23 protein-coding genes are annotated in these 26,016 nt (G+C 46.5%); 8 read left to right on the top strand and 15 right to left on the bottom strand.

What is annotated here, in order from left to right; translation table 11 throughout:
• The first annotated feature begins 14 nt into the window (after positions 1–14).
• Positions 15–332 (top strand): DUF1840 domain-containing protein, encoded by a 318-nt coding sequence (locus ICN37_RS05155; RefSeq protein ID WP_216155335.1) that lies wholly within the window; start codon positions 15–17, stop codon positions 330–332.
• Here the strand turns inward: ICN37_RS05155 and metH are convergent.
• Positions 329–3,079, bottom strand: a complete 2,751-nt coding sequence (gene metH / locus ICN37_RS05150) for a methionine synthase (RefSeq protein ID WP_216155333.1) — start codon at positions 3,077–3,079, stop codon at positions 329–331. The genes ICN37_RS05155 and metH overlap by 4 nt on opposite strands.
• The gene (locus tag ICN37_RS05145) at positions 3,076–4,140 is read right to left on the bottom strand and encodes a homocysteine S-methyltransferase family protein (RefSeq protein WP_216155331.1); all 1,065 of its coding nucleotides are present in this window, start codon (positions 4,138–4,140) and stop codon (positions 3,076–3,078) included. Before ICN37_RS05145 ends, metH begins: the two co-directional genes overlap by 4 nt.
• 74 nt (positions 4,141–4,214) lie before the next feature.
• Between ICN37_RS05145 and ICN37_RS05140 the strand changes: the two genes are divergently transcribed.
• Positions 4,215–4,673, top strand: coding sequence for a PhaM family polyhydroxyalkanoate granule multifunctional regulatory protein (locus ICN37_RS05140; protein WP_216155329.1), 459 nt, complete (start codon positions 4,215–4,217; stop codon positions 4,671–4,673).
• Here ICN37_RS05140 and ICN37_RS05135 read toward each other — a convergent pair.
• A complete protein-coding gene (locus ICN37_RS05135; protein WP_216155327.1) occupies positions 4,585–5,670 on the bottom strand; it encodes an MBL fold metallo-hydrolase in 1,086 nt (361 codons plus the stop codon). The genes ICN37_RS05140 and ICN37_RS05135 overlap by 89 nt on opposite strands.
• 41 nt (positions 5,671–5,711) lie before the next feature.
• On the opposite strand from ICN37_RS05135, the gene ICN37_RS05130 reads away from it, so the two are divergent.
• The gene (locus ICN37_RS05130; protein WP_215321132.1) at positions 5,712–5,888 is read left to right on the top strand and encodes a DUF1289 domain-containing protein; all 177 of its coding nucleotides are present in this window, start codon (positions 5,712–5,714) and stop codon (positions 5,886–5,888) included.
• A 31-nt stretch (positions 5,889–5,919) separates the two neighbouring features.
• Here the strand turns inward: ICN37_RS05130 and ICN37_RS05125 are convergent, their stop codons facing one another.
• The gene (locus ICN37_RS05125) at positions 5,920–6,903 is read right to left on the bottom strand and encodes an MDR family oxidoreductase (protein ID WP_215321133.1); all 984 of its coding nucleotides are present in this window, start codon (positions 6,901–6,903) and stop codon (positions 5,920–5,922) included.
• A gap of 87 nt (positions 6,904–6,990) precedes the next feature.
• On the opposite strand from ICN37_RS05125, the gene ICN37_RS05120 reads away from it, so the two are divergent.
• The 3 genes from ICN37_RS05120 to ICN37_RS05110 are packed head-to-tail and all read left to right on the top strand — an operon-like array spanning position 6,991 to position 8,488.
• Positions 6,991–7,287 (top strand): hypothetical protein, encoded by a 297-nt coding sequence (locus tag ICN37_RS05120; protein ID WP_216155325.1) that lies wholly within the window; start codon positions 6,991–6,993, stop codon positions 7,285–7,287.
• A 10-nt stretch (positions 7,288–7,297) separates the two neighbouring features.
• Positions 7,298–7,816, top strand: a complete 519-nt coding sequence (locus ICN37_RS05115) for a flavin reductase family protein (RefSeq protein WP_216155323.1) — start codon at positions 7,298–7,300, stop codon at positions 7,814–7,816.
• A 9-nt stretch (positions 7,817–7,825) separates the two neighbouring features.
• The gene (locus ICN37_RS05110) at positions 7,826–8,488 is read left to right on the top strand and encodes a glutathione S-transferase family protein (protein WP_216155321.1); all 663 of its coding nucleotides are present in this window, start codon (positions 7,826–7,828) and stop codon (positions 8,486–8,488) included.
• A gap of 18 nt (positions 8,489–8,506) precedes the next feature.
• Here ICN37_RS05110 and ICN37_RS05105 read toward each other — a convergent pair whose 3' ends face one another.
• The 8 genes from ICN37_RS05105 to ICN37_RS05070 form a co-directional block, all read right to left on the bottom strand.
• Positions 8,507–11,542, bottom strand: coding sequence for an efflux RND transporter permease subunit (locus ICN37_RS05105; protein WP_216155319.1), 3,036 nt, complete (start codon positions 11,540–11,542; stop codon positions 8,507–8,509).
• 7 nt (positions 11,543–11,549) lie between these two features.
• Complete coding sequence (locus tag ICN37_RS05100; protein WP_216155565.1) at positions 11,550–12,689, bottom strand: efflux RND transporter periplasmic adaptor subunit; 1,140 nt, start codon at positions 12,687–12,689, stop codon at positions 11,550–11,552.
• Between the two features lie 169 nt (positions 12,690–12,858).
• Complete coding sequence (locus tag ICN37_RS05095) at positions 12,859–14,361, bottom strand: efflux transporter outer membrane subunit (protein WP_255538466.1); 1,503 nt, start codon at positions 14,359–14,361, stop codon at positions 12,859–12,861.
• 165 nt (positions 14,362–14,526) lie between these two features.
• Positions 14,527–16,359: a glutamine--fructose-6-phosphate transaminase (isomerizing) gene (gene glmS / locus ICN37_RS05090; RefSeq protein ID WP_216155315.1), complete on the bottom strand. Its 1,833-nt coding sequence runs from the start codon at positions 16,357–16,359 to the stop codon at positions 14,527–14,529.
• Complete coding sequence (gene glmU, locus ICN37_RS05085) at positions 16,359–17,882, bottom strand: bifunctional UDP-N-acetylglucosamine diphosphorylase/glucosamine-1-phosphate N-acetyltransferase GlmU (protein ID WP_216155313.1); 1,524 nt, start codon at positions 17,880–17,882, stop codon at positions 16,359–16,361. The genes glmS and glmU overlap by 1 nt, the downstream gene beginning before the upstream one ends.
• Positions 17,879–18,787, bottom strand: a complete 909-nt coding sequence (gene ttcA / locus ICN37_RS05080) for a tRNA 2-thiocytidine(32) synthetase TtcA (RefSeq protein WP_215321141.1) — start codon at positions 18,785–18,787, stop codon at positions 17,879–17,881. Before ttcA ends, glmU begins: the two co-directional genes overlap by 4 nt.
• Positions 18,788–18,810: 23 nt before the next feature.
• Positions 18,811–19,206: a dihydroneopterin aldolase gene (locus tag ICN37_RS05075; RefSeq protein WP_215321142.1), complete on the bottom strand. Its 396-nt coding sequence runs from the start codon at positions 19,204–19,206 to the stop codon at positions 18,811–18,813.
• A 22-nt stretch (positions 19,207–19,228) separates the two neighbouring features.
• Entirely contained in the window at positions 19,229–20,050 is an 822-nt protein-coding gene (locus tag ICN37_RS05070; RefSeq protein WP_216155311.1) for an SDR family oxidoreductase, read from the bottom strand.
• A gap of 25 nt (positions 20,051–20,075) precedes the next feature.
• Here ICN37_RS05070 and ICN37_RS05065 point away from each other — a divergent pair, with 25 nt between their 5' ends.
• Positions 20,076–21,263, top strand: coding sequence for a class I SAM-dependent methyltransferase (locus ICN37_RS05065; protein ID WP_216155309.1), 1,188 nt, complete (start codon positions 20,076–20,078; stop codon positions 21,261–21,263).
• A gap of 7 nt (positions 21,264–21,270) precedes the next feature.
• Here the strand turns inward: ICN37_RS05065 and ICN37_RS05060 are convergent, their stop codons facing one another.
• The 3 genes from ICN37_RS05060 to ICN37_RS05050 are packed head-to-tail and all read right to left on the bottom strand — an operon-like array spanning position 21,271 to position 25,304.
• Positions 21,271–22,401, bottom strand: coding sequence for a polynucleotide adenylyltransferase (locus tag ICN37_RS05060; protein ID WP_216155307.1), 1,131 nt, complete (start codon positions 22,399–22,401; stop codon positions 21,271–21,273).
• The gene (locus ICN37_RS05055) at positions 22,401–23,309 is read right to left on the bottom strand and encodes a complex I NDUFA9 subunit family protein (RefSeq protein ID WP_216155305.1); all 909 of its coding nucleotides are present in this window, start codon (positions 23,307–23,309) and stop codon (positions 22,401–22,403) included. Before ICN37_RS05055 ends, ICN37_RS05060 begins: the two co-directional genes overlap by 1 nt.
• 36 nt (positions 23,310–23,345) lie before the next feature.
• Positions 23,346–25,304: a transglycosylase SLT domain-containing protein gene (locus ICN37_RS05050; protein WP_216155303.1), complete on the bottom strand. Its 1,959-nt coding sequence runs from the start codon at positions 25,302–25,304 to the stop codon at positions 23,346–23,348.
• A 93-nt stretch (positions 25,305–25,397) separates the two neighbouring features.
• On the opposite strand from ICN37_RS05050, the gene ICN37_RS05045 reads away from it, so the two are divergent.
• Positions 25,398–26,015, top strand: coding sequence for a 5-formyltetrahydrofolate cyclo-ligase (locus ICN37_RS05045; protein ID WP_255538465.1), 618 nt, complete (start codon positions 25,398–25,400; stop codon positions 26,013–26,015).
• Position 26,016: the final 1 nt, after the last annotated feature.

Genomic DNA, 26,016 nt, shown 5'->3' with positions numbered 1-26,016 from the left:
GGTAAGCTATCGAAATGATCTATCAATTTCGCTCAAAGGCTGGTCCAGATGTCATCATGCTGGCGGATCTGACTAAACGAATTTTTGATATTTTGGGGCGCCCCCTGGAGCCTCGCGGAATTTTGACCGTTGAGCAACTTCCTGACCTCATCACTGCCCTAGAAACTGCCATCCTCAAAGATCTTGAGGAGCGGGCTAAAGCAAATGACGAGTCCGAGAAGGGTGCTGAGAAGCCTAAGCTGGCCGATCGCCTTGGACAGCGAGCCTACCCATTCCTGGAGTTGATGAAGCAATCCAAAGCCACAGACGAACCCGTCATGTGGGGCGTCTAATCTAGCAAGCTCGCCAGCTGGCGACGGGTGTCTTCAATACTTTGACCGCGGCGTTTAGCCAAGTCTTCAACCTGATCATCCGATAGCTTGCCCACATTAAAGTAGCGCGCATCCGGATGGGCTAAATAGAAACCGCTCACGCTTGAAGCTGGATTCATGGCCATTGACTCGGTCAGAGTCATGCCAATATCTTCAGAGCCAATGACTCGTAATAGATCTTCTTTAACTTCATGTGCAGGACAGGCTGGGTAACCAGGTGCCGGACGAATACCGCGGTATTCCTCATTAATCATCTGATCATTGGTCAAAATCTCATCTGTTGCATAGCCCCACAGATCAGTGCGCACACGATGGTGCATGAGTTCAGCAAACGCTTCTGCCAATCGGTCAGCTAAGGCCTTCAACATAATGGCACTGTAGTCATCGTGCTTTGCCTGAAACTCAGCTACTTTCTTTTCAACACCATGACCGGTGGTCACTGCAAAACAACCCAGGTAATCAGCGACGCCCGAGTCCTTTGGCGCAACATAGTCGGCCAAACAACGATTAGGTCTGCGTACACCCTCTATAACTGGACGCTCGGATTGTTGACGCAAGTTATGCCAAACAAACAAAGGATGCTCGCGTGCTTCATCGCTATACAAAACGATATCGTCGCCAACGGTATTAGCGGGATAGAAAGCCACCACCGCATCGGCTTGTAGCCATTGCCCCTTAATCAACTTATCGAGCAGAGCTTGGGCGTCAGCAAACACCTTGCGAGCCTCAACATCAACAACTTCATCATCCAGAATTGCTGGGAATTTACCTGCAAGGTCCCAAGTCTGAAAGAATGGTGTCCAGTCAATATATTTAGCAATATCGCTCAGTGCAAAGTTTTTAAATACACGACGGCCAATGAACTTCGGCTTCTTTGGAACATAAGCAGACCAGTCGATCATCTCGCGATTCTTACGTGCTGCTTCTAAAGAAATCGTTGGCGCCGCCTTCTTATTGGCATGCTGTTCACGAATGCGTACATAGTCATCGCGCAAATCTTGAATAAATTTCTTAGCACTTTCATCGGAAAGCAAGCTGGAAGCCACTGAAACTGAACGAGATGCGTCAGGCACATACACCACTGGGCCATCGTAATGCGGGGCAATCTTTACCGCCGTATGAACGCGTGAAGTTGTTGCGCCACCAATCATCAGCGGAATTTGGCGTTCGCGAAACCAATCATCACGTTGCATCTCTTGCGCAACATAAGTCATCTCTTCTAGCGAAGGTGTAATCAATCCAGATAAACCAACAATATCTGCATTCTCTTCTTTGGCACGCTTGAGAATCTCTGCACAGGGAACCATCACACCCATATTGGCTACTTCAAAGTTGTTACATTGCAGAACAACAGTCACAATATTTTTACCGATATCGTGCACGTCGCCCTTCACGGTTGCCATGACAATCTTGCCCTTAGCTTTGGCTTCGCCGCCTGCTGCAATATGTTGGCGCTTTTCTTCTTCGATGTACGGAATCAAGATGGCAACCGCTTGTTTCATCACGCGGGCGCTTTTGACTACCTGAGGCAAGAACATCTTGCCCGCACCAAACAAGTCGCCCACGACATTCATACCATCCATCAGAGGGCCTTCAATGACCTCAATAGGTCTGCCGCCAGCGCCCATAATTTCTGCGCGCAACTCTTCGGTGTCTTCTTCGATAAAGGTGGTGATGCCATGCACTAGGGCATGCGTTAGACGCTCACGTACAGGCGCTTCACGCCACACTAGGTTCTCGACCTGCTTAGCGCCACCACCCTTAAATTGGTCAGCAATATCGAGCAAACGCTCGGTAGGTGTTTTGCCATCTTTTTCTTTAAAGCGATTGAGAACAACGTCCTCAACACGCTCACGCAACTCTGGATCTAAATCAGCGTACACACCTAATTGACCAGCATTCACAATGCCCATATCCATACCAGCTTGGACAGCGTGATACAAGAACACTGTATGAATTGCTTCACGAACACGGTCATTACCGCGGAACGAGAAGCTCACATTGGAAACGCCGCCACTAACCTTAGCACCCGGTAGGTTTTCTTTAATCCAGCGGGTGGCATTAATAAAGTCGACCGCATAGTTGTCGTGCTCTTCAATGCCGGTAGCAATTGCAAAAATATTCGGATCAAAAATAATGTCTTCTGCTGGGAAGCCAATCTCGTTTACCAAGATCTCATAGCAGCGCTGACAGATTTCTGTCTTACGCTTAAAGGTATCAGCTTGCCCTACCTCGTCAAAAGCCATCACCACTGAGGCAGCACCATAACGACGGATTAAACGCGCTTGCTTTCTGAAGGACTCCTCACCCTCTTTTAAGGAGATCGAGTTCACAATTGGCTTACCTTGAATACACTTCAGACCCGCTTCAATCACGCTCCACTTGGAGGAGTCGATCATGATGGGAACACGAGCAATATCAGGCTCAGAAGCGATTAAGTTGAGGAAGCGAGTCATCGCCGCCTCAGAATCTAACATCGCCTCATCCATATTGATGTCGATAACCTGTGCGCCATTCTCAACCTGCTGACGCGCCACTACGAGCGCTTCATCAAACTGATTATTCAAAATCATGCGAGAGAATGCTTTGGAGCCTGTGACATTGGTACGCTCACCAATATTGACGAAGCCAACATCTGCTGTAACGTTAAATGGCTCAAGACCAGAAAGCTTCATCGCTGGCATCGCTTTTTTCTCCGTCGTGCTCATGCTGATACCTCCGCATTCTCACGATAGAAAGCGCGTGGCTTCCGTTTGGCAACCGCATTAGCAATTGCGCGAATGTGATCGGGTGTCGTGCCGCAGCAGCCGCCTACTAAATTAACTAAGCCATCTTTAGCAAAACCATCTACTAGGCTAGAAGTGATTTCTGGGGTCTCATCAAAGCCCGTATCACTCATCGGATTAGGCAAGCCCGCATTGGGGTAGCAAGACACTGCCGCATCGCAAATTCTTGCTAGCTCTGCAATATAGGGGCGCATTAAAGCAGCCCCTAATGCACAGTTCAAACCAAAGGTGAGTGGCTTGATGTGACGCAAACTATTCCAGAACGCCTCAACTGTTTGACCAGACAAAATACGGCCAGATGCATCTGTCACCGTTCCAGAAATCATTACCGGCAAACGCTCACCGGTCTCTTCAAAAAATTCATCGAGGGCAAAGAGTGCCGCTTTGGCATTGAGCGTATCGAAAATAGTTTCAACCAAAAATAAGTCAACGCCACCCGCAAATAATCCTTCAATCTGCTCACGATACGAAGCACGTAAAGCATCAAAGGTCACATTGCGCGCACCCGGATCATTAACATCCGGTGAAATACTCGCTGTCTTTGGTGTAGGTCCAATTGCGCCCGCGGCAAAACGAGGTCTTTCTGGAGTAGTGTATTTTTCACAAGCTGCGCGCGCTAATTTGGCAGAGACTTCATTCATCTCACGAGCCAAGCCAGCCATTTTGTAGTCCTCTTGCGCCACTGAGGTTGCACCAAAAGTATTGGTTTCAATAATGTCTGCGCCAGCATCCAAATATTGCTCATGGATCTTGCTAATAATTTGCGGCTGAGTCAAAACTAAGAGCTCATTGTTACCTTTGATATCGCCAGGATGATCGGCAAATCGGGTATTTCCCGGCAAACCACGATAGTCGGCCTCGGTCAACTTATATTGCTGAATCATGGTGCCCATGGCGCCATCCAAAATGAGGATGCGCTGCTTCAAAAGCTCGGGAAGCTTTTGACCACGGGTATAAGGCTGGGACAAACCATTAGATTGCATTGTTAAACCGGGATTAATCTCTAGAATCCCTTATTCTATTGGAAAAGCCACTTTTCATTCACCCCGGAGCCCTTATGTTTGGAACCATTCCAGAATTCAATCAAAGCCTAGATATGTTTAAAACCATGTGGGGACAAGGCGCTGTAGGTCAGGCCGGACAGTTCCCCTTCACGGCAGACCCCTCTAAGGCTGCTGGCGGCTTTGCATCGGCTTTTCCTGGCTTGGATGTAGATGAGCTTGAAAAGCGCATCAAGGACCTGAAAAGCGTTGAAAACTGGCTCAATTTGAACCTCAACATCCTCAAATCAACTATTCAGGGTCTTGAAGTTCAGCATGCCACCATGATGGCGCTCAAATCCTTTGGTGATGCCGTCTCAGCGGCTGGCGCTGCAGCCAGCTCAACAAGCGCCCCAAAGGAAGAATCCAAGACTAAAACAACTAGCGCTAAACCACGGAAAACCGCAACACGCCGTCCTCGCAAAGCTGGCGACGCAACTTTCCTCGACGAAGTAGGTAATTCAGATGAGCAATAGCCTCACCCATTGCAAATGTGAGTTGATGAATATCTAATTCACGTTTAAACAAGACCGGCACAATCTCTCTGGCATGTGCCGGTTTTTTACATGCGGCCAAAGTATCCGCCAAGCGATCATCATGATGCGCTTTTAGTTGCGCAACACGCGGCCTAATTCCAGTAAATGGTTTGCCGTGTGAAGGAAGTACCAATGCATCCTCAGGCAATACTAAATATTTTTCAATAGAATCAAGATATAAGCCTAGCGGATCTGCATCTGGATCTGCATCATAGACACTTACATTGGTAGAGATGCGAGGCAACAACATGTCTCCAGAAATCAACACTCCAAGATCTTTACAAAATAGTGAAGCATGCTCAGGCGCATGCCCATAGCCCATAATGACTTGCCAGGTACGACCACCTATTGAAATCAATTCGCCATCAATAATGCGGCGATATTGACGCGGCACTCCAGGAACCATATTGCTGTAGTAATTGGAGCGCCCGCGAATTTTTTCTAAATCTTCTGAGCCCGTTAAACCATGTCTTTGAAAGTGATCTGCAGAACCGCCACTGCCAGCGCGTGAACCAACTGCGGCGCCACCCTCTTTGCAACTTAACCATTGGGCAGTTAAATAATCTGTCATGGAAATCCACATGGGGACATGCCATTTTTCACAGAGCCATTGCGATAGACCCACATGGTCAGGATGCATATGCGTCACGATGACGCGCAAGACTGGCATGCCTTCAAGCTGAGTAGCAAACACTTGTTCCCAAGAGTTTCTTGTCTCTTCATTAGCAATACCGCAGTCCACAATCGTCCAACCCGCAAGACCATCAATTTCGTCGCGCAGCAGCCAAAGATTGATGTGATCTAAAGCAAAGGGCAGACGCATTCTGATCCAGCGAACACCTGGCGCAACCTCTATGCTGCTACCCACTTCCGGAAGGACGTCTCCTAAGGGATAATGAACTGCAGCTTCAGCGCTTGCTTTGTTTTGAGTATTCATGGCTTAGTGTTATTGATTGATTTTTTACTTCTAGGTTTGCTTTGACAACAGTTCCATCGCCTTGCATTAATTGGTGTGACATTAATCCTGAAAATGGTTACTGTCGCGGCTGCTATCGCACCCTGACCGAAATTGCTGATTGGTCCGAGCTGACTAATCCTGAGAAGCTTGAGGTTTGGTCAAAACTACCTAGTCGCAAACCCCAAGCACCCCAGTAAAGCTAATCTTTAGTTGCTTGTTATTTCTTTTTTATTTATTGACGTCGACAATCAAGCGCCCGCGTACATTTCCTGCCATTAATTCTTGCGCGTATTTTATTGACTCCTCAAGCGTAATCTCATGAGAGATTTCATCTAAGGTTTTCAGATCCACTAACTTACTCAACTGCTCATAGGCAGCAATGCGTTTTGCACGTGGCACAGTCACACTATTAATGCCGTACAAAGTCACGCCGCGTAAAATAAATGGTGCAACACTTGAAGGAAAATCCATGCCCTGAGCCAAGCCACAAGCAGCTACTGCGCCATCGCTCTTGGTCTGCGCACACGCATTAGCCAGGGTATGACTGCCCACACTATCAACTACTGCAGCCCAACGCTCTTTTGCCAATGGCTTGCCAGGAGCAGATAAGATGGCGCGATCAATCACTTCAGTTGCACCCAATTTCTTCAGGTACTCTGCTTCGGCCATACGGCCTGTACTCGCGACAACAGTAAAACCTAGCTTGCTGAGAAGCGTGATGGCAAAACTGCCAACACCGCCTGCAGCACCAGTGACCAAAACCTCACCATCGCTTGGCTTAAGCCCATGCTTTTGTAGCGCCATGACGCAGAGCATGGCGGTATAGCCTGCAGTGCCAATGGCTAATGCTTGTTTAGCAGTAAACCCCTTGGGCAGCGGAATCAACCAATCGGCCTTCACACGAGCCTGCTGACCTAAGCCACCCCAATGCCCTTCCCCAACTCCCCAGCCGTTGAGAAGCACCATGTCGCCAGTCTTGAAGTCGGGGTTGGTGCTCTCCATCACTTCACCGGCAAAATCGATGCCTGGCACCATTGGGAAGCTGCGAACCACCGGACCTTTGCCCGTGATAGCCAGGCCATCCTTGTAATTGAGGGTGGAATACAGGACCTTTACGCGAACATCTCCCTCTGGGAGGTTAGCCTCATCGACCTGGGCTAATTCTGCGCGATACCCTTGGTCATCCTTATTTACCAATATTGCTTTAAACATGTCTCTTCCTTTTAGAGCGAGGTATTTCCCCGCAGCAATTGCTTAATAGGTTTATCCTAACGAGCATTGCTGATTATGGAGGTTTCCATGAAAAAAATTCTACTATTAACTACGATTTCTGGCTTGGCGCTGTCTGGCTGCTATTCCACCCAAATTAATATGTCCATGGGCAATATGCGTCTGATCACCTCTAGCGCTGCACCGCAGGATGTCATGGATTTCGCCACTAAGACCTGTAAAGATGATTTTTATGAAGGCGCCAGCTTTCTGTCCAAGGCAGGCAAAGAATATAGCTTCAAGTGCGTAAAAGCTGAAGAGAATGAAGTTTTAAATCCCGTTCCCGGCACAACACTGACCGCTACAGCAAAAGCTGAAGCTAAATAAGTAAAGATTAATGACCCCATTTACTTCACAAGAGCTACGCAAAGGTTTCGCATCATTTGCAACTGGGGTCACTGTTATCACCTGCCTGGATGAGGAAAACAATTCTCACGGCATTACGATTAGCTCCTTCAACACTGTCTCACTCGAGCCACCACTCATTCTTTGGAGTCTCAAGAAGCATTCACGTCTAATGCCTTGGGTTGAGCTTGGCAAGAAACATCTGATTCATGTGCTAGAGCGCTCGCAAGAGAATCTGGCAATGCATTTCGCTACCGTGAAGACAGATCAATTCAAGGGAATTGATCACAAGCCAGCAGCTAGTGGACTAACGCAAATAGATCATTGCGTTGCTTACTATGAATGTGAAACTGTATGTGTTCATATAGGCGGCGATCACAACATCATTGTTGCCAAAGTAATTAACTTAAAAAATCATCCTGAACGAGAGCCGCTCATTTTTGCGCGCAGTCAGTTTGTTGGTCTCGATTTCACAGAAACTAAGCTAGCTAATACCAATTCTTCTTTGTAAGGAAATGCCATGATGCGTTTATGGGGTCGCAAAAGTTCTATTAACGTTCAAAAAGTATTGTGGTGTCTTGCTGAGCTTGGACTAAAAGAAGGCAAAGACTTTGAGCGCATCGATGCTGGCCTACAATTTGGAATCAATAACACTCCAGAGTTTTTAAAACTCAATCCCAATGGCTTAGTACCGACGCTACAAGACGGTGCAATTGTGCTGTGGGAATCCAATACCATCATGCGCTACTTAAGCCATCAGCATGATCAAGCTGGGCGCTTTACAGCAGATATTAAGACTCATTACGAATCCGAGAAATGGATGGATTGGCAGTTGGGCACAATGTGGCCAGCGCTGCGCATAGCATTTCTGGGTCTTACTAGAACACCCGAGGTAGAACGTCAATTCGAATCGATTCTCAAGGGATATCAAGAAACTAATCGGCTGCTTGGATTGCTAGATCAAACATTGTCTAAGCAAAGCTATTGCGCGGGCAATCAATTTCAGCCTGGAGATATTGTTTTAGCCCTTTGTGTCAGCCGTTGGATTCTTCTGAATCAAGCCTTCCCGCAGCAAACTGGCGAGCGTGCGCCTCTTAAGAATATCGATGCCTGGTTGCAGCGGCTAGAAATAGAAACCTACTTTAACGATATTGTTGAAAAAGAACTCAATATCGTTAAATAGTTTTTCTGTCTTTCATTTTTACTGCTGCTTAAATTTCTTGGCGTGGTGATCGGCACCAATAAATAAGTACATTGCCGGCACTACAAAGAGTGTGAACAGCGTACCAATTGATAGGCCAGTGAAAATCACAATGCCCATAGATTTGCGTCCTGCGGCACCCGCGCCAGAAGCAATCACCAAAGGCAATACGCCTAAAACCATTGCTGCAGTTGTCATCAAAATCGGGCGCAAACGAACGCTACTTGCTTCAACGATGGCATCGAGCTTACTGCGCCCTGCTTCCTGAAGTTCATTCGCAAACTCCACGATCAAAATACCGTGCTTACTAATCAAGCCCATGAGTGTGACTAGGCCAACTTGGGTATAGACGTTTAAGGTCGTGAACCCCAAATTAATAAATATCAAGGCGCCAAATAAGGCTAGCGGCACAGAAACCAAAATTACAATGGGATCGCGGAAACTTTCAAACTGTGCTGCAAGCACCAAGAACACAATCAGAATCGCAAAGAACATGGTAACTAAGAAGCCGCCAGATTCAGCCATAAATTGACGTGACGGACCTGCGTAGTCCATGGTGTAACCATTAGGCGCAACCTCTTTCAGGGTCTGACGCATGTACTCCAATAAATCCGCTTGCGAAATAAATGGTGTGCTTACACCCGAGATTGTTGCTGAATTTAATTGCTGGAAGTGATTAATAGACTGCGGCACCACCCTTTGTTTAATCGTTGCGATAGTGCGCGCTTGAACCATCGCGCCACTTGGTGTACGTATGTAGTAATCCAATATTTGATCTGGATTGAGACGATCCACTTGCTTTACTTGTGGAATCACACGATAAGAGCGTCCGGCCACCGAGAAGTAATTCACATATCCACCTCCTAAAGCAGCAGATAAGGCTGAACCGACTTGTTGCTGAGTCATGCCTAGGGCAGCAACTTTTTCTCGATCAATCTCTAAAACATCTTGTGGCTTATCAATCTTGAGGTCAGAATCTACGAAGAAGAAATTGCCACTGCGGCGCGCTTTATCAAGCATTGCTTGCGAGACTTCATTTAACGCTGCATAAGATTCTGTTGTATTAATAACAACCTGCACAGGCAAGCCTTGAGCGCCCGGCAAAGCCGGGAACTGGAAGGCAGCCACGCGTGCGCCTGCAATAGAGTTCCACTTTTGCTGCATATCTTCTTGGAACTTGGTTGCATTACGACTGCGCTCACCCCAGTCTTTAAGCAAGATACCGCCAAAGCTCGAAGTTGGGCTGGTGATCTGAAAAGCCTGTTCGTATTCTGGTTCTGCAGCTGCAATTGCGTAAATTTGATCTGCATAAGTCTGCATTTGCGTCACCGTACTATTAGGGGGTCCTGATGCTTGCATCAAAACAATGCCCTGGTCTTCGGTTGGCGCTAATTCAGCACGCGCAGTTGAATATAAATAAGCTACGCCCCCCAGCAAGATGACTCCCATCACGATAATGACCTGCCAAGTGCTGAGCAAATCACGTAAAGTAGTTTGATAGCTGTGATGCACCTTCTCAAATATGCGATCAATCTTCTGCACAAAAGGTGACGCCTCTTGCTCCTCTGTGAAGATGCGAGAACACATCATGGGCGAGAGTGTTAAGGCAATTAATCCTGAAACAGCTACGGCACTAGCCAAAGTAAAGGCAAACTCAGTAAATAGCGCACCCGTCAAGCCACCCTGAAAGCCAATCGGGATATACACCGCAATCAGTACCACTGTCATTGCCAAAATAGGTCCGCCTAATTCGCGGGCAGCAATTAAAGATGCCTCTAGCGGTGACTTACCTTCTTTCATGTGGCGGTCAACGTTTTCCACCACGATGATGGCGTCGTCCACCACTAATCCAATTGCCAACACTAAAGCCAATAGGGTAAGCAAATTAATCGAGTAGCCCAGCACTTGCATGAGGAAGAAAGTACCAATGAGCGATAAAGGCATTGCAATCACTGGAACAGCAACCGCACGAGCACTACCCAAGAAGAGGTAGATCACCACAGTCACAATCACCAAGGCCTCTATTAAGGTGGACACTACCTCATCAATAGAGCTGGTAATAAATTTAGTAGAGTCGTAAACAATCTTGCCTGTCATGCCAATGGGTAATTGCTTCTGAATATCTGGTACGACATCGCGGACCCTTTGTGCCACGTCTAACAGGTTGGCCTGCGGCGCAACCTTAATAGCAATAAACACTGACCTCTTACCGCTAAAGGCAACGTTCGTGTTGTAGTCCTCAGACCCCATGGTGACATTAGCCACCTGGTCTAAATACACAATATTCACGCCATCTTTTTTAATGACTAACTTGCGAAACTCATCCAGAGTATGTAAGTCGGTACCGGCAACCAAGTCAACCGAGACCATCTCGCCTTTAGTGCTTCCAACTGCTGATAAATAGTTGTTGGCTGACATGGCGTTATACACATCATCGGCGCCCACACCAAGACCGGCCATCTTCTCTCGATCCAACCAGGCGCGTAAGGCGAATTTACGTCCGCCAGTGATCTCTGCATTCTGAACCCCTTCAACAGAATCCAGCTTTGGCTTTACAACTCGCAGTAGATAGTCGGTGATAGCATTGTTGGGGATGTCATCGCTATAGAAACCCATGTACATTGCGGCAGTAGATTGCCCTACCTGCACTGTCAAAATAGGTTGTTGCGCCTGTGGTGGCAACTGATTCTTTACCGCACTAATTTGAGTCTGTATCTGCGTTAATGCCGCGTTTGAGTCATAGTTCAGTTTGAGCGTTGCAGTAATGGTGGAGACTCCACTCACGCTGGCAGAAGATAAGTAATCAATCCCTTGCGCCTGAGCTATAGATGCCTCAAGAGGCTGAGTAATAAAGCCTGCAATCGTTTCAGGATCGGCACCATAGTAGGCCGTAGTGATGGTCACAATCGCATTTTGCGTTTGCGGATATTGATTTACAGGTAAAGAGCCAATTGCCTTCAAACCAAAAATCAATACAAGAGCGCTCACCACCATGGAGAGCACTGGCCTACGGATGAATATGTCAGTCCAATTCATCTGCTATTTATTCCTGCGGCTTTGGATCGGGTGAGTTAGCTGGCTGCACTTTGTTGTTAATAATCAACGGCGTGCCATTCTTGAGTTTGAGCTGGCCACTAGTAACCACCGTTGCGCCTTCATCAACACCCTTCAAAATAGCCACTTGATCACCACGAGTTAATCCAGTCGTTACAAATACCTGTTGTGCCTCAAGGGCTGGATTGCCTTGCTTATCTTTCTTGCCGGTAGGTTTAGCAATAAAGATGGTCGAGCCATATGGGTTATAAGTAACTGCTGTCTGAGGCAGGGTCAGGTATTTCACTTGATCACCTAGCTTGATATTCACATTAGCAAACATGCCCGGCAAAATTTTCTTATCCGGATTAGCGAGTTGCGCCTCCACTTGAATATTGCGTGTATTGGTATCGACCTTTGGACTAACAGCAGTAATCTTGCCTGTGAAGCTTGCATCCTTAAATGCATCGGTAGTCACCTCAACCTCTTGGCCAACCTGAATGAGTTCGGCATTGTTTTGCGGTAAGTTGAAATCTACAAAAATAGGATCCAAGGTTTGTAGCGTTAGTAACTTATCGCCAGGGTTTACATACTGCCCTGGATTGATAGAAACAATACCTACACGACCACTAAATGGCGCTTTGAGGTTTTTCTTGGCTACTAAAGCAGTTTGTTGCTCAACCTGCGCTTGTTTTGATTTGGAATCAGCAGCGCTCGTATCAAATACGTTCTTACTAATTGCCTGAATTGCTAACTGCTGTCTATCTCGCTCATTAATGACTTTAGCTAGATCAGCCATTGCTTTTAAAGAATTCAGCTGAGCTACATCAGATGCATCGTTTAATTTAATGAGGAGTTCCCCCTCTTTAACGTCTTGACCTGACTTAATGGGTACAGTCTGCACTAAGCCGCCAATCTCAGTGCTGAGCTCAACACCCCTAAATGCACGGACATTACCTACGCTGGTTAATTTAGGCTGCCATTCTGCATTTGTAATCACCAGGGTGGATACCGTTGCAGGAGGCAATCCCATGCCCGCAATGAAATGCTTAATCATGAAAGTCTTCAGCTGATTGAAAGCGAAGATCAGGCCCAATAATAAAAATACACCGCAAAGCATGATGGTCATACGACGTTGCAAGGGCTCCATTGCCATGAGCTTTTCATGAGCCTTGGTACCGCGCCATTTTTGACCCATGCTCGCCCAAAAGGCCCTGGTCTTTTCCCACAGAGCAATTGCTCTCTCACGTAATTTCCATTCAATTGCTTTACGTTGCGTCCATGCCCACAAGGCAAGAACCAAAGCAACGAGCTTGTTCTTAATTTGTTCCAGAAGTTTCATTTTGATCTTTGTTCGCTATGTCTTTTGGTTTAAAAGCAGGGCCTTCACGATTCCACCAGCCGCCACCTAATGCTGCAAATAAAGCTGCCGTATCTGAGAAGCGAGTTGCTTGTGCTGCAACAGATTTCACTTTTGCTTGCTGATACTGATTTTGGTAATAGAGCACTGCTAAATAACTGGCTGTACCGAGTTTGTACTGTTGCTGCACTAAGTCCAGAGTTTCGTAGGCATAACGCTCTGCATCTGAAGCTGCCTTGAGTGCCTGTGCACCAGTCTCTAGTGCGCGTAATGCATTGGCTACTTCTTGGAATGCATTTAAGACGGTTGCTTGATATTGAAATGCTGCTAGCTCGTAGTTCGCAATCGCGCCACGACGTTGCGCCAGCAAAGCACCACCCTGAAATAAAGGCTGCAAGATGCCGCCACCCAAACTCCATAAGGCAGAGTTCGGCCCAAACAGCCCACTAGATGTCAGCGCGGCCGCACCAATAGATCCCGTGATATTAAATTGCGGCAATAAATTGGCAGTTGCAACACCCACGAAAGCATTCTGCGCTTTTAACTGGGCTTCGGCTGCCCGCACATCAGGGCGCTGACGCACCAGGCTGGAAGGCACCGATAGAGGTAGCTTCTCTGGCAAATGCAAATTGGCCAGATCAAATTTGGCAATATTGGCGTTGCTCGGAATCTCTCCCACTAGCACTGCCAATTGATTGCGTGCAAATGCGAGGTTTCTTTCGTAGCTGAAGAGATCCACTTGAGAATTCGATACCAAGGTACGCTGTGAAGTGACGTCTACCCTAGAAACAGTGCCAATGATTAATTGCTTTTCAGTTACTTCGGCAAGATTCGTTTGAGCCTTCAGAATTTCTTCGGTAGCTTGCATCTGTGCACGTAGTGCGGCCTCTTTAACAGCGCTCGTCACTACGTTAGCCGTTAACGAAAGATAAGCGCCTTCCAATTGAAACTGTGCAACTTCTGCTTGCGCGCGCGCACCTTCAACCGCTCTCCGAGCTCCGCCAAACACATCTAACTTGTAAGTCACATTAACTGTGGCGTTGTAGAGGTTATAAGTATCAGAACCGTAGTTCATGCCATATACGGCTGAAGGTTGTTTCTGTCTTATGGCATTTGCACCAACACCAATCGCTGGAAAGTATTGGCCGCCAATCTGTGCGTTGACATTTTCTTGCGCAGCACGCAATGCTGCGTCTGCTGCACCTAAATTTGGATTTTGCTCAAGCGCTCTTTTAATCAGCGCATCAAGCTCAGGAGATTTATAAAGCTCCCACCATTGCGCCCCTATATCTGCACCTTCAACAAACTCTTGATCTGTACCACCTGGCACACCAGGCGCAGTAGCGAGCTTCTTAGCTAGAGGGGTTTCAGTATAGGAAGATGTGTTGGGCGCCTCGGGTTGCTTAAAGTCTGGACCGACCGCGCATGCAGAGAGAGCTAGCGCACAAATTAGCGGAAGCAATTTCAAACCTGAAAGATGGGGTATCGACAGAAACATAAGTTACAACAAATATCCTCTTTTACAAGGGTTATTTGACCACAGAAATGCAATCAGAGCTTCGTAAAGCCCTGATTTATCTACTGAATTTTGTTCACAACTTTAGATGAAAGTCAAACAAGTAAAAAATTATTCGACCGTAACGCTCTTCGCCAGGTTCCTGGGTTTATCAACATCAGTGCCGCGTGCGCAGGCTGTGTGATAAGCCAATAGCTGTAGGGGAACTACATGCAATATTGGTGAGAGGTTGCCATAGTGCTCAGGCAGCTTGATGACATTGATGCCGTCGCTGCTAGAGATATGAGTATCTTGATCAGCAAACACATAAAGCTTGCCACCACGCGCTTTGACTTCTTGCATGTTGGATTTGAGTTTCTCCAATAAGACGTCATTAGGTGCAACAGTAACAACCGGCATCTTGTCTGTAACTAGAGCAAGCGGCCCATGCTTTAACTCACCTGCTGGATATGCCTCAGCATGAATATAAGAAATTTCTTTGAGCTTTAATGCACCTTCAAGCGCAATTGGGTAGTGCATTCCACGCCCAAGGAATAATGCATTTTCACACTTAGAAAAAGCATCGCTCCAGGCAATGATTTGTGGCTCAAGCGCCAGTACTGCATGCAATGCTTTTGGCAGGTGACGCAATTCACGCAGGAGCTCTTTCTCTTTTTCTGGAGAAATTCTGCCATCGCGCTTAGCAATCGAAACCGCCAAGAGATAAAGCGCTAAAAGCTGCGTAGTAAATGCCTTTGTTGAGGCCACTCCAATTTCAGCACCAGCCTTGGTCAAGAAATGCCAATCGGTTTCACGGACCATGGCGCTACTGGCAACGTTACAAATAGCCAATGTAAAGCGGTGACCCAAACTCTTGGCATGACGCAATGCTGCCAAGGTATCTGCTGTCTCACCAGATTGTGAAACCACCACAATGAGTGTTTTTGGATTAGGTACGGTTGTGCGATAGCGATACTCACTAGCAATTTCTACTTGTGTTGGAATACCAGCTATATCTTCTAGCCAATATTTAGCAACACATGCGGAGTAATAACTTGTGCCACATGCCAATATTAAAATCTGCTCAAAAGCTTTCCAATCTTCTGGCTTTGCTTCAAATAGCCCAGGACCAAAGTCAGCGATATTGGCAAGCGTGTCGCCAATTGCTCTAGGCTGCTCAAAGATTTCTTTTTGCATGTAATGCTGATAAGGGCCAAGATCAACTGAGTCAGCTTGAGCAGGCATAGGCTTCAGCTCTCTTTGAGCGCCCTTACCAGCTTGATCAATTACCTCAACGGAATCTGCCTTAAGCACGGCGACATCACCCTCTTCCAGATACATCATGGAATGAGCACGTCCTGCTAAAGCCAAAGCATCAGAGGCTAAGAAGTGCTCATGGTCGCCAATAGCAACCACTAGAGGGGATCCAACGCGAGCGCCTACTAAAGTGCTTGGATTATCTTGTGCGATCACACCAATAGCGTATGCACCATGCAACTGAGGAAGCACTGCTCTTACTGATGCCGCAATATCCTTTTGGCCACTAGCAACATATTGCTGGTGAATTAAATGGGCGATAACTTCGGTATCTGTTTCAGAGGTAAACACATATCCAGCAGCTTTTAAATCTGAACGCAGAACTTCATAGTTCTCAATAATGCCGTTATGTACGACAGCAATTAAGTCATTTGAAGTATGTGGGTGTGCATTTTGGGTATCTGGCTTGCCATGGGTAGCCCAACGTGTGTGTGCAATACCCAGGGTGCCGAAAAAATCCTTACCTTGCTCACCTAATTCAGAAACACGTGCGGTAGTTCGAGCTCTTTCGATGGGGTGCTTGGCATCCTCGCCATTAATGACCGCAAAACCACAAGAGTCATAACCACGGTACTCTAGGCGACGTAAACCCTCAACCAAAACATCAACAATATTTTTATGGGAGGCCGCGCCAACAATACCGCACATTATTTTTTACCCTTTGCAGTTTTTTTAACCGTCTTCTTGACGGGCTTATCCACAGCCGTCTTTACTGCTGATTTTTTAGAGGTTGCTTTCTTGATGGCAACTTTTTTCACTGGTTTCTTTTCTTGCTTTACAGGGCGTTGCCACTGTAAGGAAATTTGTTTTGCTCTGGATACTGTAAGCTGATTGGCAGGCGCATCTTTAGTCAAGGTTGTTCCTGCGCCCAATGTGGCACCACGGCCAACACGCACTGGTGCAACCAACTGAGTATCAGAGCCAATGAAGACATCATCTTCAATAATGGTCTGGTGTTTGTTAACGCCATCGTAGTTACAAGTAATGGTGCCAGCACCAATATTGACTCGTGAACCAACAATGGAGTCACCAACATAAGCTAAATGATTAGCCTTGCTATTGGCTGCAATTTTGCTGTTCTTCACTTCCACAAAATTACCAATATGCACATCATTTGATAAATCTGCGCCAGGACGCAAACGAGCATAGGGGCCAATCAATGATTGATTGCCGACTCTTGCGCCGTCCACATGGCTATATGCATGAATAGCTACGGCTTTGCCGATCACGCTATTGCGAATAACGCAATATGGTCCCACCTTCGTACCAGCATCTAGAGTGACACAACCTTCAAATACGCACCCCACGTCAATTGATACATCAGTGCCGCACTCTAAGGTACCGCGCACATCAATACGTGCAGGGTCAGCAAGCGATACGCCAGCATCCATTAATTGATGGGCAATATTGAGTTGATGCACACGCTCTAATGCGGCGAGTTGATCACGACTATTGACACCAATCGTTTCAAACTCATCATCAGCTTGCGTTGTGCGAATCGGCACGCCATCTTTAACAGCCATGGCAATCACGTCAGTCAAGTAGTACTCGCCCTGTGCATTGCTGGCGCGTAAAGACTTGAGCCACTTCTTTAATGAGTTCGTTGGCAATACCATGATGCCGGTATTAATTTCTTGAATCGATTTTTGTGCAGGCGTCGCATCCTTTTCTTCGATGATCTCTTTCACAGAACCATCTGCATCACGAACAATCCGGCCGTATCCAGTTGGATTGGCAAGGTTTTGAGTTAGGAGCGCGAGTGCACTGTCTTGACCGCGAACACCATCAGCTAACTTCGCTAATTTGGCTAGTGTCTTTTTTGTAGTGAGGGGAACATCGCCATATAAAACTAAAGTGGGCTCTTGAACATCTAATTTAGGCAAGGCTTGCAATAGCGCATGACCCGTTCCTTTTTGTTCAGCTTGCAGCGCAGTGCTTACTTTGTCAAAGCTTGGGTCTTCCTTGCTTGTGTTTAGCAAGAATGTTTTTACATCTGCTGCGCCATGACCAATCACTACAACGGGGCCAGATTTAGACTTCTTGTCTTGTAGTGAAAGCGCGGTATTGAGAACGTGTTGGAGCAGGGGCTTGCCTGCGAGAATTTGCAGGACCTTGGGCAGCGCGGATTTCATCCGCTTTCCTTGCCCAGCAGCCAAAATGACGATATTCATAAAGGGGGATTATAAGTCCCCTGAATCATGGTTCCACAGGCTAATTCATCCAATTCGGCCTCATCAATTGCCCTGTCGCCAGAAGATCTAGCAGCAATACCCGCTAACTCGGTGGAAATCTCCAGATTTTTGAAATCAAAAGCTTCGCCATCCATCAAATGGGAGGGGACAATGTGATGCATAGAGCGAAATAAGTTCTCTACCCGTCCTGGATGCTTTTTTTCCCAATCGCGCAGCATTTCTTTCATGACCTGACGCTGCAAATTAGGCTGACTTCCACATAAATCGCACGGAATAATCGGGAAATTCATGTCTGCCGCATAACGTTCAAGCAGTTTCTCGGGGACATATGCCAAGGGGCGAATCACTATATGTTTGCCATCATCTGAGCGCAACTTGGGCGGCATCCCTTTTAGCTTGCCCGCATAAAACATATTGAGCATCAAAGTTTCTAGAATGTCATCACGATGATGACCTAAAGCAATCTTCGTTGCGCCCAACTCATCCGCCACACGATACAAAATGCCACGACGCAAGCGTGAGCACAATCCACAAGTGGTTTTACCCTCTGGAATAACGCGCTTCACAATGCTGTAAGTATCTTGTTCTTCAATGTGATACTGAACACCTAAACTCTTCAAATAATTGGGCAAGATTTCAGCGGGGAAATTAGGCTGCTTTTGATCTAAGTTCACTGCAATAATTTCAAAATTGATCGGTGCGCGCTCTCGCAACTTCATCAGGATATCGAGCATGGCATAGCTATCTTTGCCACCCGATACACACACCATCACTTTGTCGCCCTCTTCAATCATGCCAAAGTCGCCAATGGCCTGACCTACCAAGCGACAGAGTTTTTTCTCTAGCTTATTTTCTTCGAAGACCACTTTACGAATATCGCCCATAAGAGTTCTTTTCTAAATTCTATTTAAGAAGTCTTGATACGAAATACTTCAACACCCACAGAGTGGCAATCAGGATAGACATCCGGCTTAGCAGTGCTCACACGCGCAGCCAACACCTTTGGGTGTAACAACATTGCCGTCACGATGTCATCGCAAAAGGTTTCCTGTAAATGAATATGCCCCTGAAAGGCCCGAGCCTTAATAGTTTCACGCATGAAGTCGTAATCGACCACCTCATCCAACTGATCATTGGTTGGCGTATTCATTTCAAGGGGAATATATAAGTCCACATTGAGTATGACGCGCTGCTCTGCTTTTTTCTCAAAGTCATGAACTCCGATGTTGATATAAATCTCATAGTCCCGGAGAAATAAACGGCGACAGTCGACAAGGGCGGGATGAGAAAGAATAGCGTGCATGTATATTTGCTTTTTAAAATACTTAATTAGTTTTGAACATCACATCACGTGATGATGGCAATAAATGTTGCCCGCCGTCTACATATAAGGTAGTTCCGGTGATGGCACTAGAGTCAGCCAAAAATACGGCTGCCTTTGCAATATCTGCAGGCGATGAGGATCTACCTAGCGGCGTCATTTGATGGGCCTTGGAAAAACCATCCATTGTTTGATCACCTGATGGCAAAGAGATTCCGGGCGCTAATCCAACGACTCTTAGATGAGGCGCAAAATCCATTGCCAATAATTCAACGGAAGAAAGTAACGCTGCTTTAGACAATGTGTAAGACAAATAATCTGGATTAGGGTTAATCAACTTTTGATCTAGCAATTGAATTACTACTGGAATCAATGCTGAGATCGTATCGGATGTATTTGGCTTACTTTTTTGAAACTCAAACATCATCTGAGACAACAAAATTGGTGTAGTCAAATTGACTTGCATATGGTCTTGCAAACTTTTCCCACTTAACGGGGTGCTGGAGTTGGCGCGGTCATATTCAAAGATAGACGCGCTATTTACTAAGCAGACCAAATTAGGGAATGTCTTGCTAATAGCTAAAAAAAGATTTTTAGTGGCGACCTCATCAGCCAAGTCCGCCTGGAAAGCTTGGGCTTTCACACCCATCATTTCGATTTCTCTGACAGTTTCTTGGGCCTCCTGCTCAGATCGCCCATAATGAACGGCAACATCCCAGCCCTGACGGGCAAACTGCAAGGCAATTTCGCGACCTAGACGCTTTGCGGCGCCAGTCACTAAAACTGCTTTTCCTTGCTGGGATAGGGGCTTTGAACTAGGGTTCAATTAAATTCTCTTAGACTAGCGAGCTATGGATATTACCTTGACCAGCCTTGAAACGGAGCATAGTGCTCTTCTAAAGGGCAAAATAGCCTCTCAAATCGCCCTAAAGGGCGGCTGGCTGCCATTCTCTCGCTATATGGAGATGGCTTTATATGAGCCCGGAATGGGTTATTACAGCGCTGGCGCTCACAAACTAGGTGCCGGCGGCGATTTCACTACTGCCCCGGAATTAAGCCCCCTCTTTGGCGCAGCTATTTGCTCTACTCTCTTGCCAGTGCTCGAGGGGTTAAGGGGAAAAGGTCTTCCCACTCAACTCCTAGAGTTTGGCGCCGGGACGGGCAAGCTCGCCACTTCAATACTCACTCGTCTTAATGATCTCGGCTTTCATTTGGATCGCTACGACATTATCGAAATTTCACCTGACTTAGCCCAGAGACAACAAGAAAGAATTGGAGGCTCCGTTGGGCTACTCAATCTTAAGACGCAATGCAATTGGTTAACGGAGTTGCCTGAAAATTTCAAAGGCATCATTCTGGCCAATGAAGTGATCGATGCCATTCCTTGTGATGCCATCATTTATCAAAATGGATTTTGGTATTGGTACGGTGTTGCATTTGAAAACGATAAGCTCATTTGGAGGGCAGGCTTGCCAGTCGAGCAACAACTACTTCCTAAAGGCCTTCTCAGCGGCAACTTCTCTGAAGACTATATCACTGAACTACACGCGCCAGCAAATGCATGGATGCAACAGGTTGCAAAACATTTAGATGCCGGCCTATTCCTCACGTTTGACTATGGCTTTCCAGAAAGCGAGTATTACCACCAGCAAAGACTTGAAGGCACCTTAATGGCCCACCATCGCCATCATGCAATTCAAGATCCATTTCATCTACCTGGTCTTTGTGATTTAACAACACACGTTGAATGGTCGCAAATTGCTCGTAGCGCATTGGCTGAAAATGTAGATGATGTATATCTTACAAACCAGGCTGCGTATCTATTGGATGCTGGTATTGGTGAAATTGCTTTAGAAATTGGCGATCCAAGCGATCCAGAAACCTTCCTGCCAATCTCAAATTCTTTGCAAAAATTATTGTCTGAAGCAGAGATGGGCGAACTCTTTAAAACTTTTGCATTTTCTAAGAAATTAGAGAGCCTACTACCGGGATATGTACTTGAAGATCTGCCAGGTCTACGCGGCAGAAATAGGCTGTAGAAGTTTTTTAAGCCGCTAGAGCAGCAGCAATTGCAGACAACCGAGCAGACTCAAATGCACTACCAATGCGCTCACCATTAGATCGATCTTCTGCAGCAACCCCAGCAATTATTTCGGCGGTATTGATGGCTTGAGTGGTGCGCATTGCATTGATCAAAGGGGAAACAGGCATTCCCAATTTGTCCGCAAGATTCAAAAGTGCTTGGGCTCGATCTGGCTTACGCCAAACATCTGCACGGTTGAACCAAGCTAAAACATCTACTGCCTGATAAGCAGTATCGGAATATTTCTTGACCAAGACCCTCAGATCGCTGAATATTTCACTGAAATCTCGCACATCAATTGGCATGCGTACACATTCAGCCCATGAACGAATTTCATTTGTGGGCAAATTCATTAAGACAATTGCGCAGCGCTCTTCAATACTATTTCCAGCTAAGGAAAAACAGACGATGAGCTCTTCGCGAAACGATTCCTCAGACAGCTCGGCAGTCAATCTAGGCGCCAATACTGTTTTGGCTGCGTCAGCATCTAATAAGACTTGAAACAAGCGCATCGGCCTAGAGGCAACCAAGCCTCTAGCCAGCTCCTGCCAAATACGCTCTGCGGATAAAGCATTTAACTCACCTGATTGAGCGATCGCTTTTAAAGCACTGAGCGTTTCAGCAGCAACACTAAATTCGGGGAAGCGCGCAGCAAAGCGAGCAATACGCAAGAGACGCAATGGATCTTCTGCAAATGCATCTGACACGTGACGAAATACTTTGGCAGCTAAATCTTCTTGGCCGTTATAAGGATCAATAATCGGCCCAAATGGCTTTCCATCAGCACCTACTTCTTGCGCCATCGCATTGATTGTTAAATCACGACGCTCTAAGTCTTGCTCCAGAGTGACGGAAGGATCGGCATGGAAGTTAAAGCCTTTATAGCCCTTACCAGTCTTGCGCTCAGTGCGCGCCAGTGCATATTCAGCCTGCGTCTCTGGATGCAAAAACACTGGGAAATCTTTGCCCACCGGACGAAAGCCCTTAGCAATCATCTCATCTACGCTGGAGCCCACCACAACATAATCAATGTCGTGCACAGGCAAACCCATGAGGGTGTCCCTAATGGCTCCGCCTACTGCGTAGATTTTCATTACTGCATACCCTCTAGGCTGCGACGACTCATTTTGAATACTTCCAGCAACGCATCAACACTATTCACTGGCAAAGTATTGGGCACTTGCATAGAGGCAATATTGTCACGAGACATCAATGTAGGGCCGGGCAAGCATTCAAATGCCAATGCTTGCAGATAACCCACAAAAGCTGGTACAGGAATAATGAGGCACGAGGTTTTAGCCTTACTTGCAGCAAACTCAACAATCTCTTTCATGGTGTAAACCGTTGGGCCAACTAAGTCATAGGAATGACGAATTGTTTGAGGCATCGATAAGGATTTAACAAATGCACTTGCAACATCATCTACGCTCACCGGCTGAAACTGCGCCTGGGAATTGGCTAAAGGCATGGCCGGAAATAACTTAGTCAACTTAGAAAACAAATTAATAAATTGATCTTGGGCGCCAAAGATGACAGAAGGTCTAAAGATGGTCCAATCTAAATTGCTGGCCTTCACTGCAGCCTCGCCATCACCTTTGCTGCCCTGATACATCGATGGGCCATGAGAATCGGCACCCAATGCACTCATATGTAAGTAGCGTTTTAAGCCATGCAACTGCATTGCGGTAATAATATTTTTAGGAAGCTCCACATGGGCAGCCTTAAATACTTTTCCATAAGGCTTGGCAGGCTTATCGTGTAGCACGCCGACCAAATTGATCACAGCACCATTTTGCTTAATGCGCCCACAAAGGCTCTGCAGCTCATCAAACTCATGAACATCAGCCTCTTCGACGTGTACCTGGGGCAACATACGCAATTCACGTGCAGCACCCAAATGACCCGTTGGAACCAGCGCGGAATAACCAGCTAGCTGAAGCTGTGCAGCAATTACACGCCCCACAAATCCATTGCCCCCGATTAAAAGGATGTCATATTTCATAAGAAGCTTTCTTTGCTTAGCTAGGTGATTGATTGTTTAAGGAAGCTCAGATTGAGTAGCAGCCTTCGGTGTAATGACACCCAAGCGCTGCTTTAAAGATTGCGGCTGACCACTCATCACCGATGAATAGTAATTTGCATTAGAGAGTACGTTCTTCACGTATACACGTGTCTCAGTAAATGGAATAGTTTCAGCAAAAATAGCCCCCTCTGTAGGGCCAGATAATTTTTCCCGCCAAGCCTTTGAGCGCGAAGGGCCTGCGTTATAGGCTGCAGAGGCCAAAACCCAAGACCCATCTAAATCGATCAAAACCATATTTAAATAATTACTACCTAAAGTTAAATTGGTATTCATATCACTCAATTTGTCATTGGTGTAATTGGGCATCCCAATTTTCTTAGCTACGTACTTTGCAGTATTCGGCATCACCTGCATTAAGCCAGATGCACCCACAGAAGAGGCAGCATTCATAATGAAGCGTGACTCTTGACGAATTAAGCCGTAAGCCCAAGCAAGATTGAGATCTATTTGACGCGCAATTGGAGATAGCTCTTCTTTGTACGGAGTTGGGTAGCGCAAGCTAAAGTCATGCTCTTGCTTGGTACGATCGGCAGTGTTAACGACACGGTCATATAAATTGATTCGTTTTGCATATTCGGCAGCTGCTAACAACTGCTTGTCGGTCATATTGCGTAATTCCCAATTCCATTCACGATTACCTTCGAAGCGAAGATTCATGGAATACAAGCGCTCACCACGAATAAAGCCCTTGCGGCTGGCCATCGCATCTATCTCCTGCTCAGTCACTTTCGTTTTAGCAGGCGCATTATTGGATTTTCCTAATTCTTCGCGCGCAAGCTGGCCATAAAAATTGTATTGATCGGCAATCAACTCAAAACTGTCTTTGGCCTTTGCATCTTGGCCTTCGGCCTTTAATGCGCGGCCATACCAATAGGTCCATGCGGGATCTTTAGCACGCACTGCCAGGTTCATGCCATCAATCGCATTTTTAATTAAGGTCCAATCTTTAGCACGCAAGCCTGCGCGCACTTTCCACTCTTGTGACTCGACTGAAAGAAGCTCGTTATAGCCTAACTCTTGTTGCAAGCGGTAGGCATCATCCGCATTAGGATCTAATTTCTTGGCTAAAAATTGTCCAATCACGCCCCAAGCAACGGCCTGGTTTTCTTTGCTATAGCGTGAAGCGTTTTGAGAAAAGTCGCGATAGGCCTTTGCTGGATCAGCCTTTGCAGCTTTAACAATATCGGCTATCGGATCTTCACCACCAAGACGTCGTGCCATGGTGTCGTAGCCTTTCTCACTCGCCGCACGCCCAATAGCTTTGGCCTCACTTGGGGATATACCACCTGCAGCAACTAAAGATGGAACCAATTCTTGGCATGCTTGTCCAAAATAGCTTGGGTCCAATAACACTGCTCGTGCATCAATGGCTAATTTAGCTGGGTTTTCGCCTTGAGATAATTTAGACAACAAGGAATAGCACTTCACTTGTGTATCGTCATCCAATACAAACTTAGCGTACTCCACATCAAAGCGTGCCCAGTCTCTACGCTTACCCAACACTAATAACCAATCATTGCGCATACGGTCAGCCAATGCTGTACCTTGGTATTGATTTAAGAATGCGACTACTTGAGCATCTGCGCCATAGTCATTACGTGCACCGCCAGCACTATCAAATAATTGCGGCTTGATTCGGAAGTAGGCTACATAGTCATCAAATGGGTAATTAGCCAAATTAGATGAAAGTTGCTGCGTACGAAATACATCATTCTTTTTTGCAGCTTCGCGCAAATCGATAAATATCCGATCGGTATCGGTAATTTCAGCAGGGGCTACCTTGCTTTCATAAGACTTAGGCAGGCTTGGCTTCTTCAGCTTTTCGGCATAGGAATTGAACGCGCCTAGGGCTAGGCCCAAAACCAGAATTTTGGCCCATCCAAGGTATTTGCTGTTTACTGTTACAAACTTCATTCTTCCAATCCAACCCTATCTCTATTTGCAAGGCTAGAGGCCTGGCAGCACTTGATTACTATATCCTTTAATTTTCGCCTGATAATGGTCGATATGCACGGTAATTCACCAAAAACTCTTCGCCAGGATTTATTAAAACAACGCAAAGAATTTACTTCTGGGAATAGCTACGCCTCTGCAAAAGCAGGTCTAATTGCAGGTCTCAATCATTTTTTAGTCGATGAGAGCAAATCCATTCACTCAATCGCCCTTTATTGGCCCATTCAAGATGAAATTGATTTACGCCCAACTTTATTAAGCTGGATGAAGAATGCCCCACAGCGTCGCTTAGCACTGCCCTATGCGCGTCCAGATAAGCATCTTGATTTCTACGAGTGGCAAGAGGGGGATGCATTAATTCCAAGCGCGCACGGCGTGCCTGAGCCCAGTCCAGAAAACACCGCCAGGCCACAACTTATTCCTGACTGCATCCTAATTCCGTGCGTAGGCTGGTCTAGCTCTGTTGTGAGCGGAAAAGCAAACTACTGGCGACTAGGCTATGGCGGCGGGTATTTTGATCGAACCCTAGCCCAACTACGAAAAGATAATCCAAGCCTCATTTGCATGGGGATTGGATTTGATTGGCAAAAATTAGATGATTCTCAATGGGCCGCTCAAACACATGACGAGCCCTTGGATATGCTATTGACGGAGTCTGGCTTACTTAGTTGAT

Source organism: Polynucleobacter sp. P1-05-14, from assembly GCF_018881675.1.
Classification (GTDB): Bacteria; Pseudomonadota; Gammaproteobacteria; order Burkholderiales; family Burkholderiaceae; genus Polynucleobacter.
Note: the sequence above shows the minus strand (reverse complement) of the source record. Positions and strands in the feature narration are given on the sequence as shown.

What these genes read in the sequence shown, in the direction of transcription:
- metH (WP_216155333.1), bottom strand. Translation starts at nt 3,079, where the DNA reads ATGAGCACGACGGAGAAAAAAGCGATGCCAGCGATGAAGCTTTCTGGT.
- ICN37_RS05140 (WP_216155329.1), top strand. Translation starts at nt 4,215, where the DNA reads ATGTTTGGAACCATTCCAGAATTCAATCAAAGCCTAGATATGTTTAAA.
- ICN37_RS05145 (WP_216155331.1), bottom strand. Translation starts at nt 4,140, where the DNA reads ATGCAATCTAATGGTTTGTCCCAGCCTTATACCCGTGGTCAAAAGCTT.
- ICN37_RS05045 (WP_255538465.1), top strand. Translation starts at nt 25,398, where the DNA reads ATGCACGGTAATTCACCAAAAACTCTTCGCCAGGATTTATTAAAACAA.
- ICN37_RS05115 (WP_216155323.1), top strand. Translation starts at nt 7,298, where the DNA reads ATGACCCCATTTACTTCACAAGAGCTACGCAAAGGTTTCGCATCATTT.
- glmU (WP_216155313.1), bottom strand. Translation starts at nt 17,882, where the DNA reads ATGAATATCGTCATTTTGGCTGCTGGGCAAGGAAAGCGGATGAAATCC.
- ICN37_RS05125 (WP_215321133.1), bottom strand. Translation starts at nt 6,903, where the DNA reads ATGTTTAAAGCAATATTGGTAAATAAGGATGACCAAGGGTATCGCGCA.
- ICN37_RS05110 (WP_216155321.1), top strand. Translation starts at nt 7,826, where the DNA reads ATGATGCGTTTATGGGGTCGCAAAAGTTCTATTAACGTTCAAAAAGTA.
- ICN37_RS05055 (WP_216155305.1), bottom strand. Translation starts at nt 23,309, where the DNA reads ATGAAATATGACATCCTTTTAATCGGGGGCAATGGATTTGTGGGGCGT.
- ttcA (WP_215321141.1), bottom strand. Translation starts at nt 18,787, where the DNA reads ATGGGCGATATTCGTAAAGTGGTCTTCGAAGAAAATAAGCTAGAGAAA.
- ICN37_RS05075 (WP_215321142.1), bottom strand. Translation starts at nt 19,206, where the DNA reads ATGCACGCTATTCTTTCTCATCCCGCCCTTGTCGACTGTCGCCGTTTA.
- ICN37_RS05105 (WP_216155319.1), bottom strand. Translation starts at nt 11,542, where the DNA reads ATGAATTGGACTGACATATTCATCCGTAGGCCAGTGCTCTCCATGGTG.
- ICN37_RS05100 (WP_216155565.1), bottom strand. Translation starts at nt 12,689, where the DNA reads ATGGAGCCCTTGCAACGTCGTATGACCATCATGCTTTGCGGTGTATTT.
- ICN37_RS05060 (WP_216155307.1), bottom strand. Translation starts at nt 22,401, where the DNA reads ATGAAAATCTACGCAGTAGGCGGAGCCATTAGGGACACCCTCATGGGT.
- ICN37_RS05135 (WP_216155327.1), bottom strand. Translation starts at nt 5,670, where the DNA reads ATGAATACTCAAAACAAAGCAAGCGCTGAAGCTGCAGTTCATTATCCC.
- ICN37_RS05065 (WP_216155309.1), top strand. Translation starts at nt 20,076, where the DNA reads ATGGATATTACCTTGACCAGCCTTGAAACGGAGCATAGTGCTCTTCTA.
- ICN37_RS05120 (WP_216155325.1), top strand. Translation starts at nt 6,991, where the DNA reads ATGAAAAAAATTCTACTATTAACTACGATTTCTGGCTTGGCGCTGTCT.
- ICN37_RS05155 (WP_216155335.1), top strand. Translation starts at nt 15, where the DNA reads ATGATCTATCAATTTCGCTCAAAGGCTGGTCCAGATGTCATCATGCTG.
- ICN37_RS05050 (WP_216155303.1), bottom strand. Translation starts at nt 25,304, where the DNA reads ATGAAGTTTGTAACAGTAAACAGCAAATACCTTGGATGGGCCAAAATT.
- glmS (WP_216155315.1), bottom strand. Translation starts at nt 16,359, where the DNA reads ATGTGCGGTATTGTTGGCGCGGCCTCCCATAAAAATATTGTTGATGTT.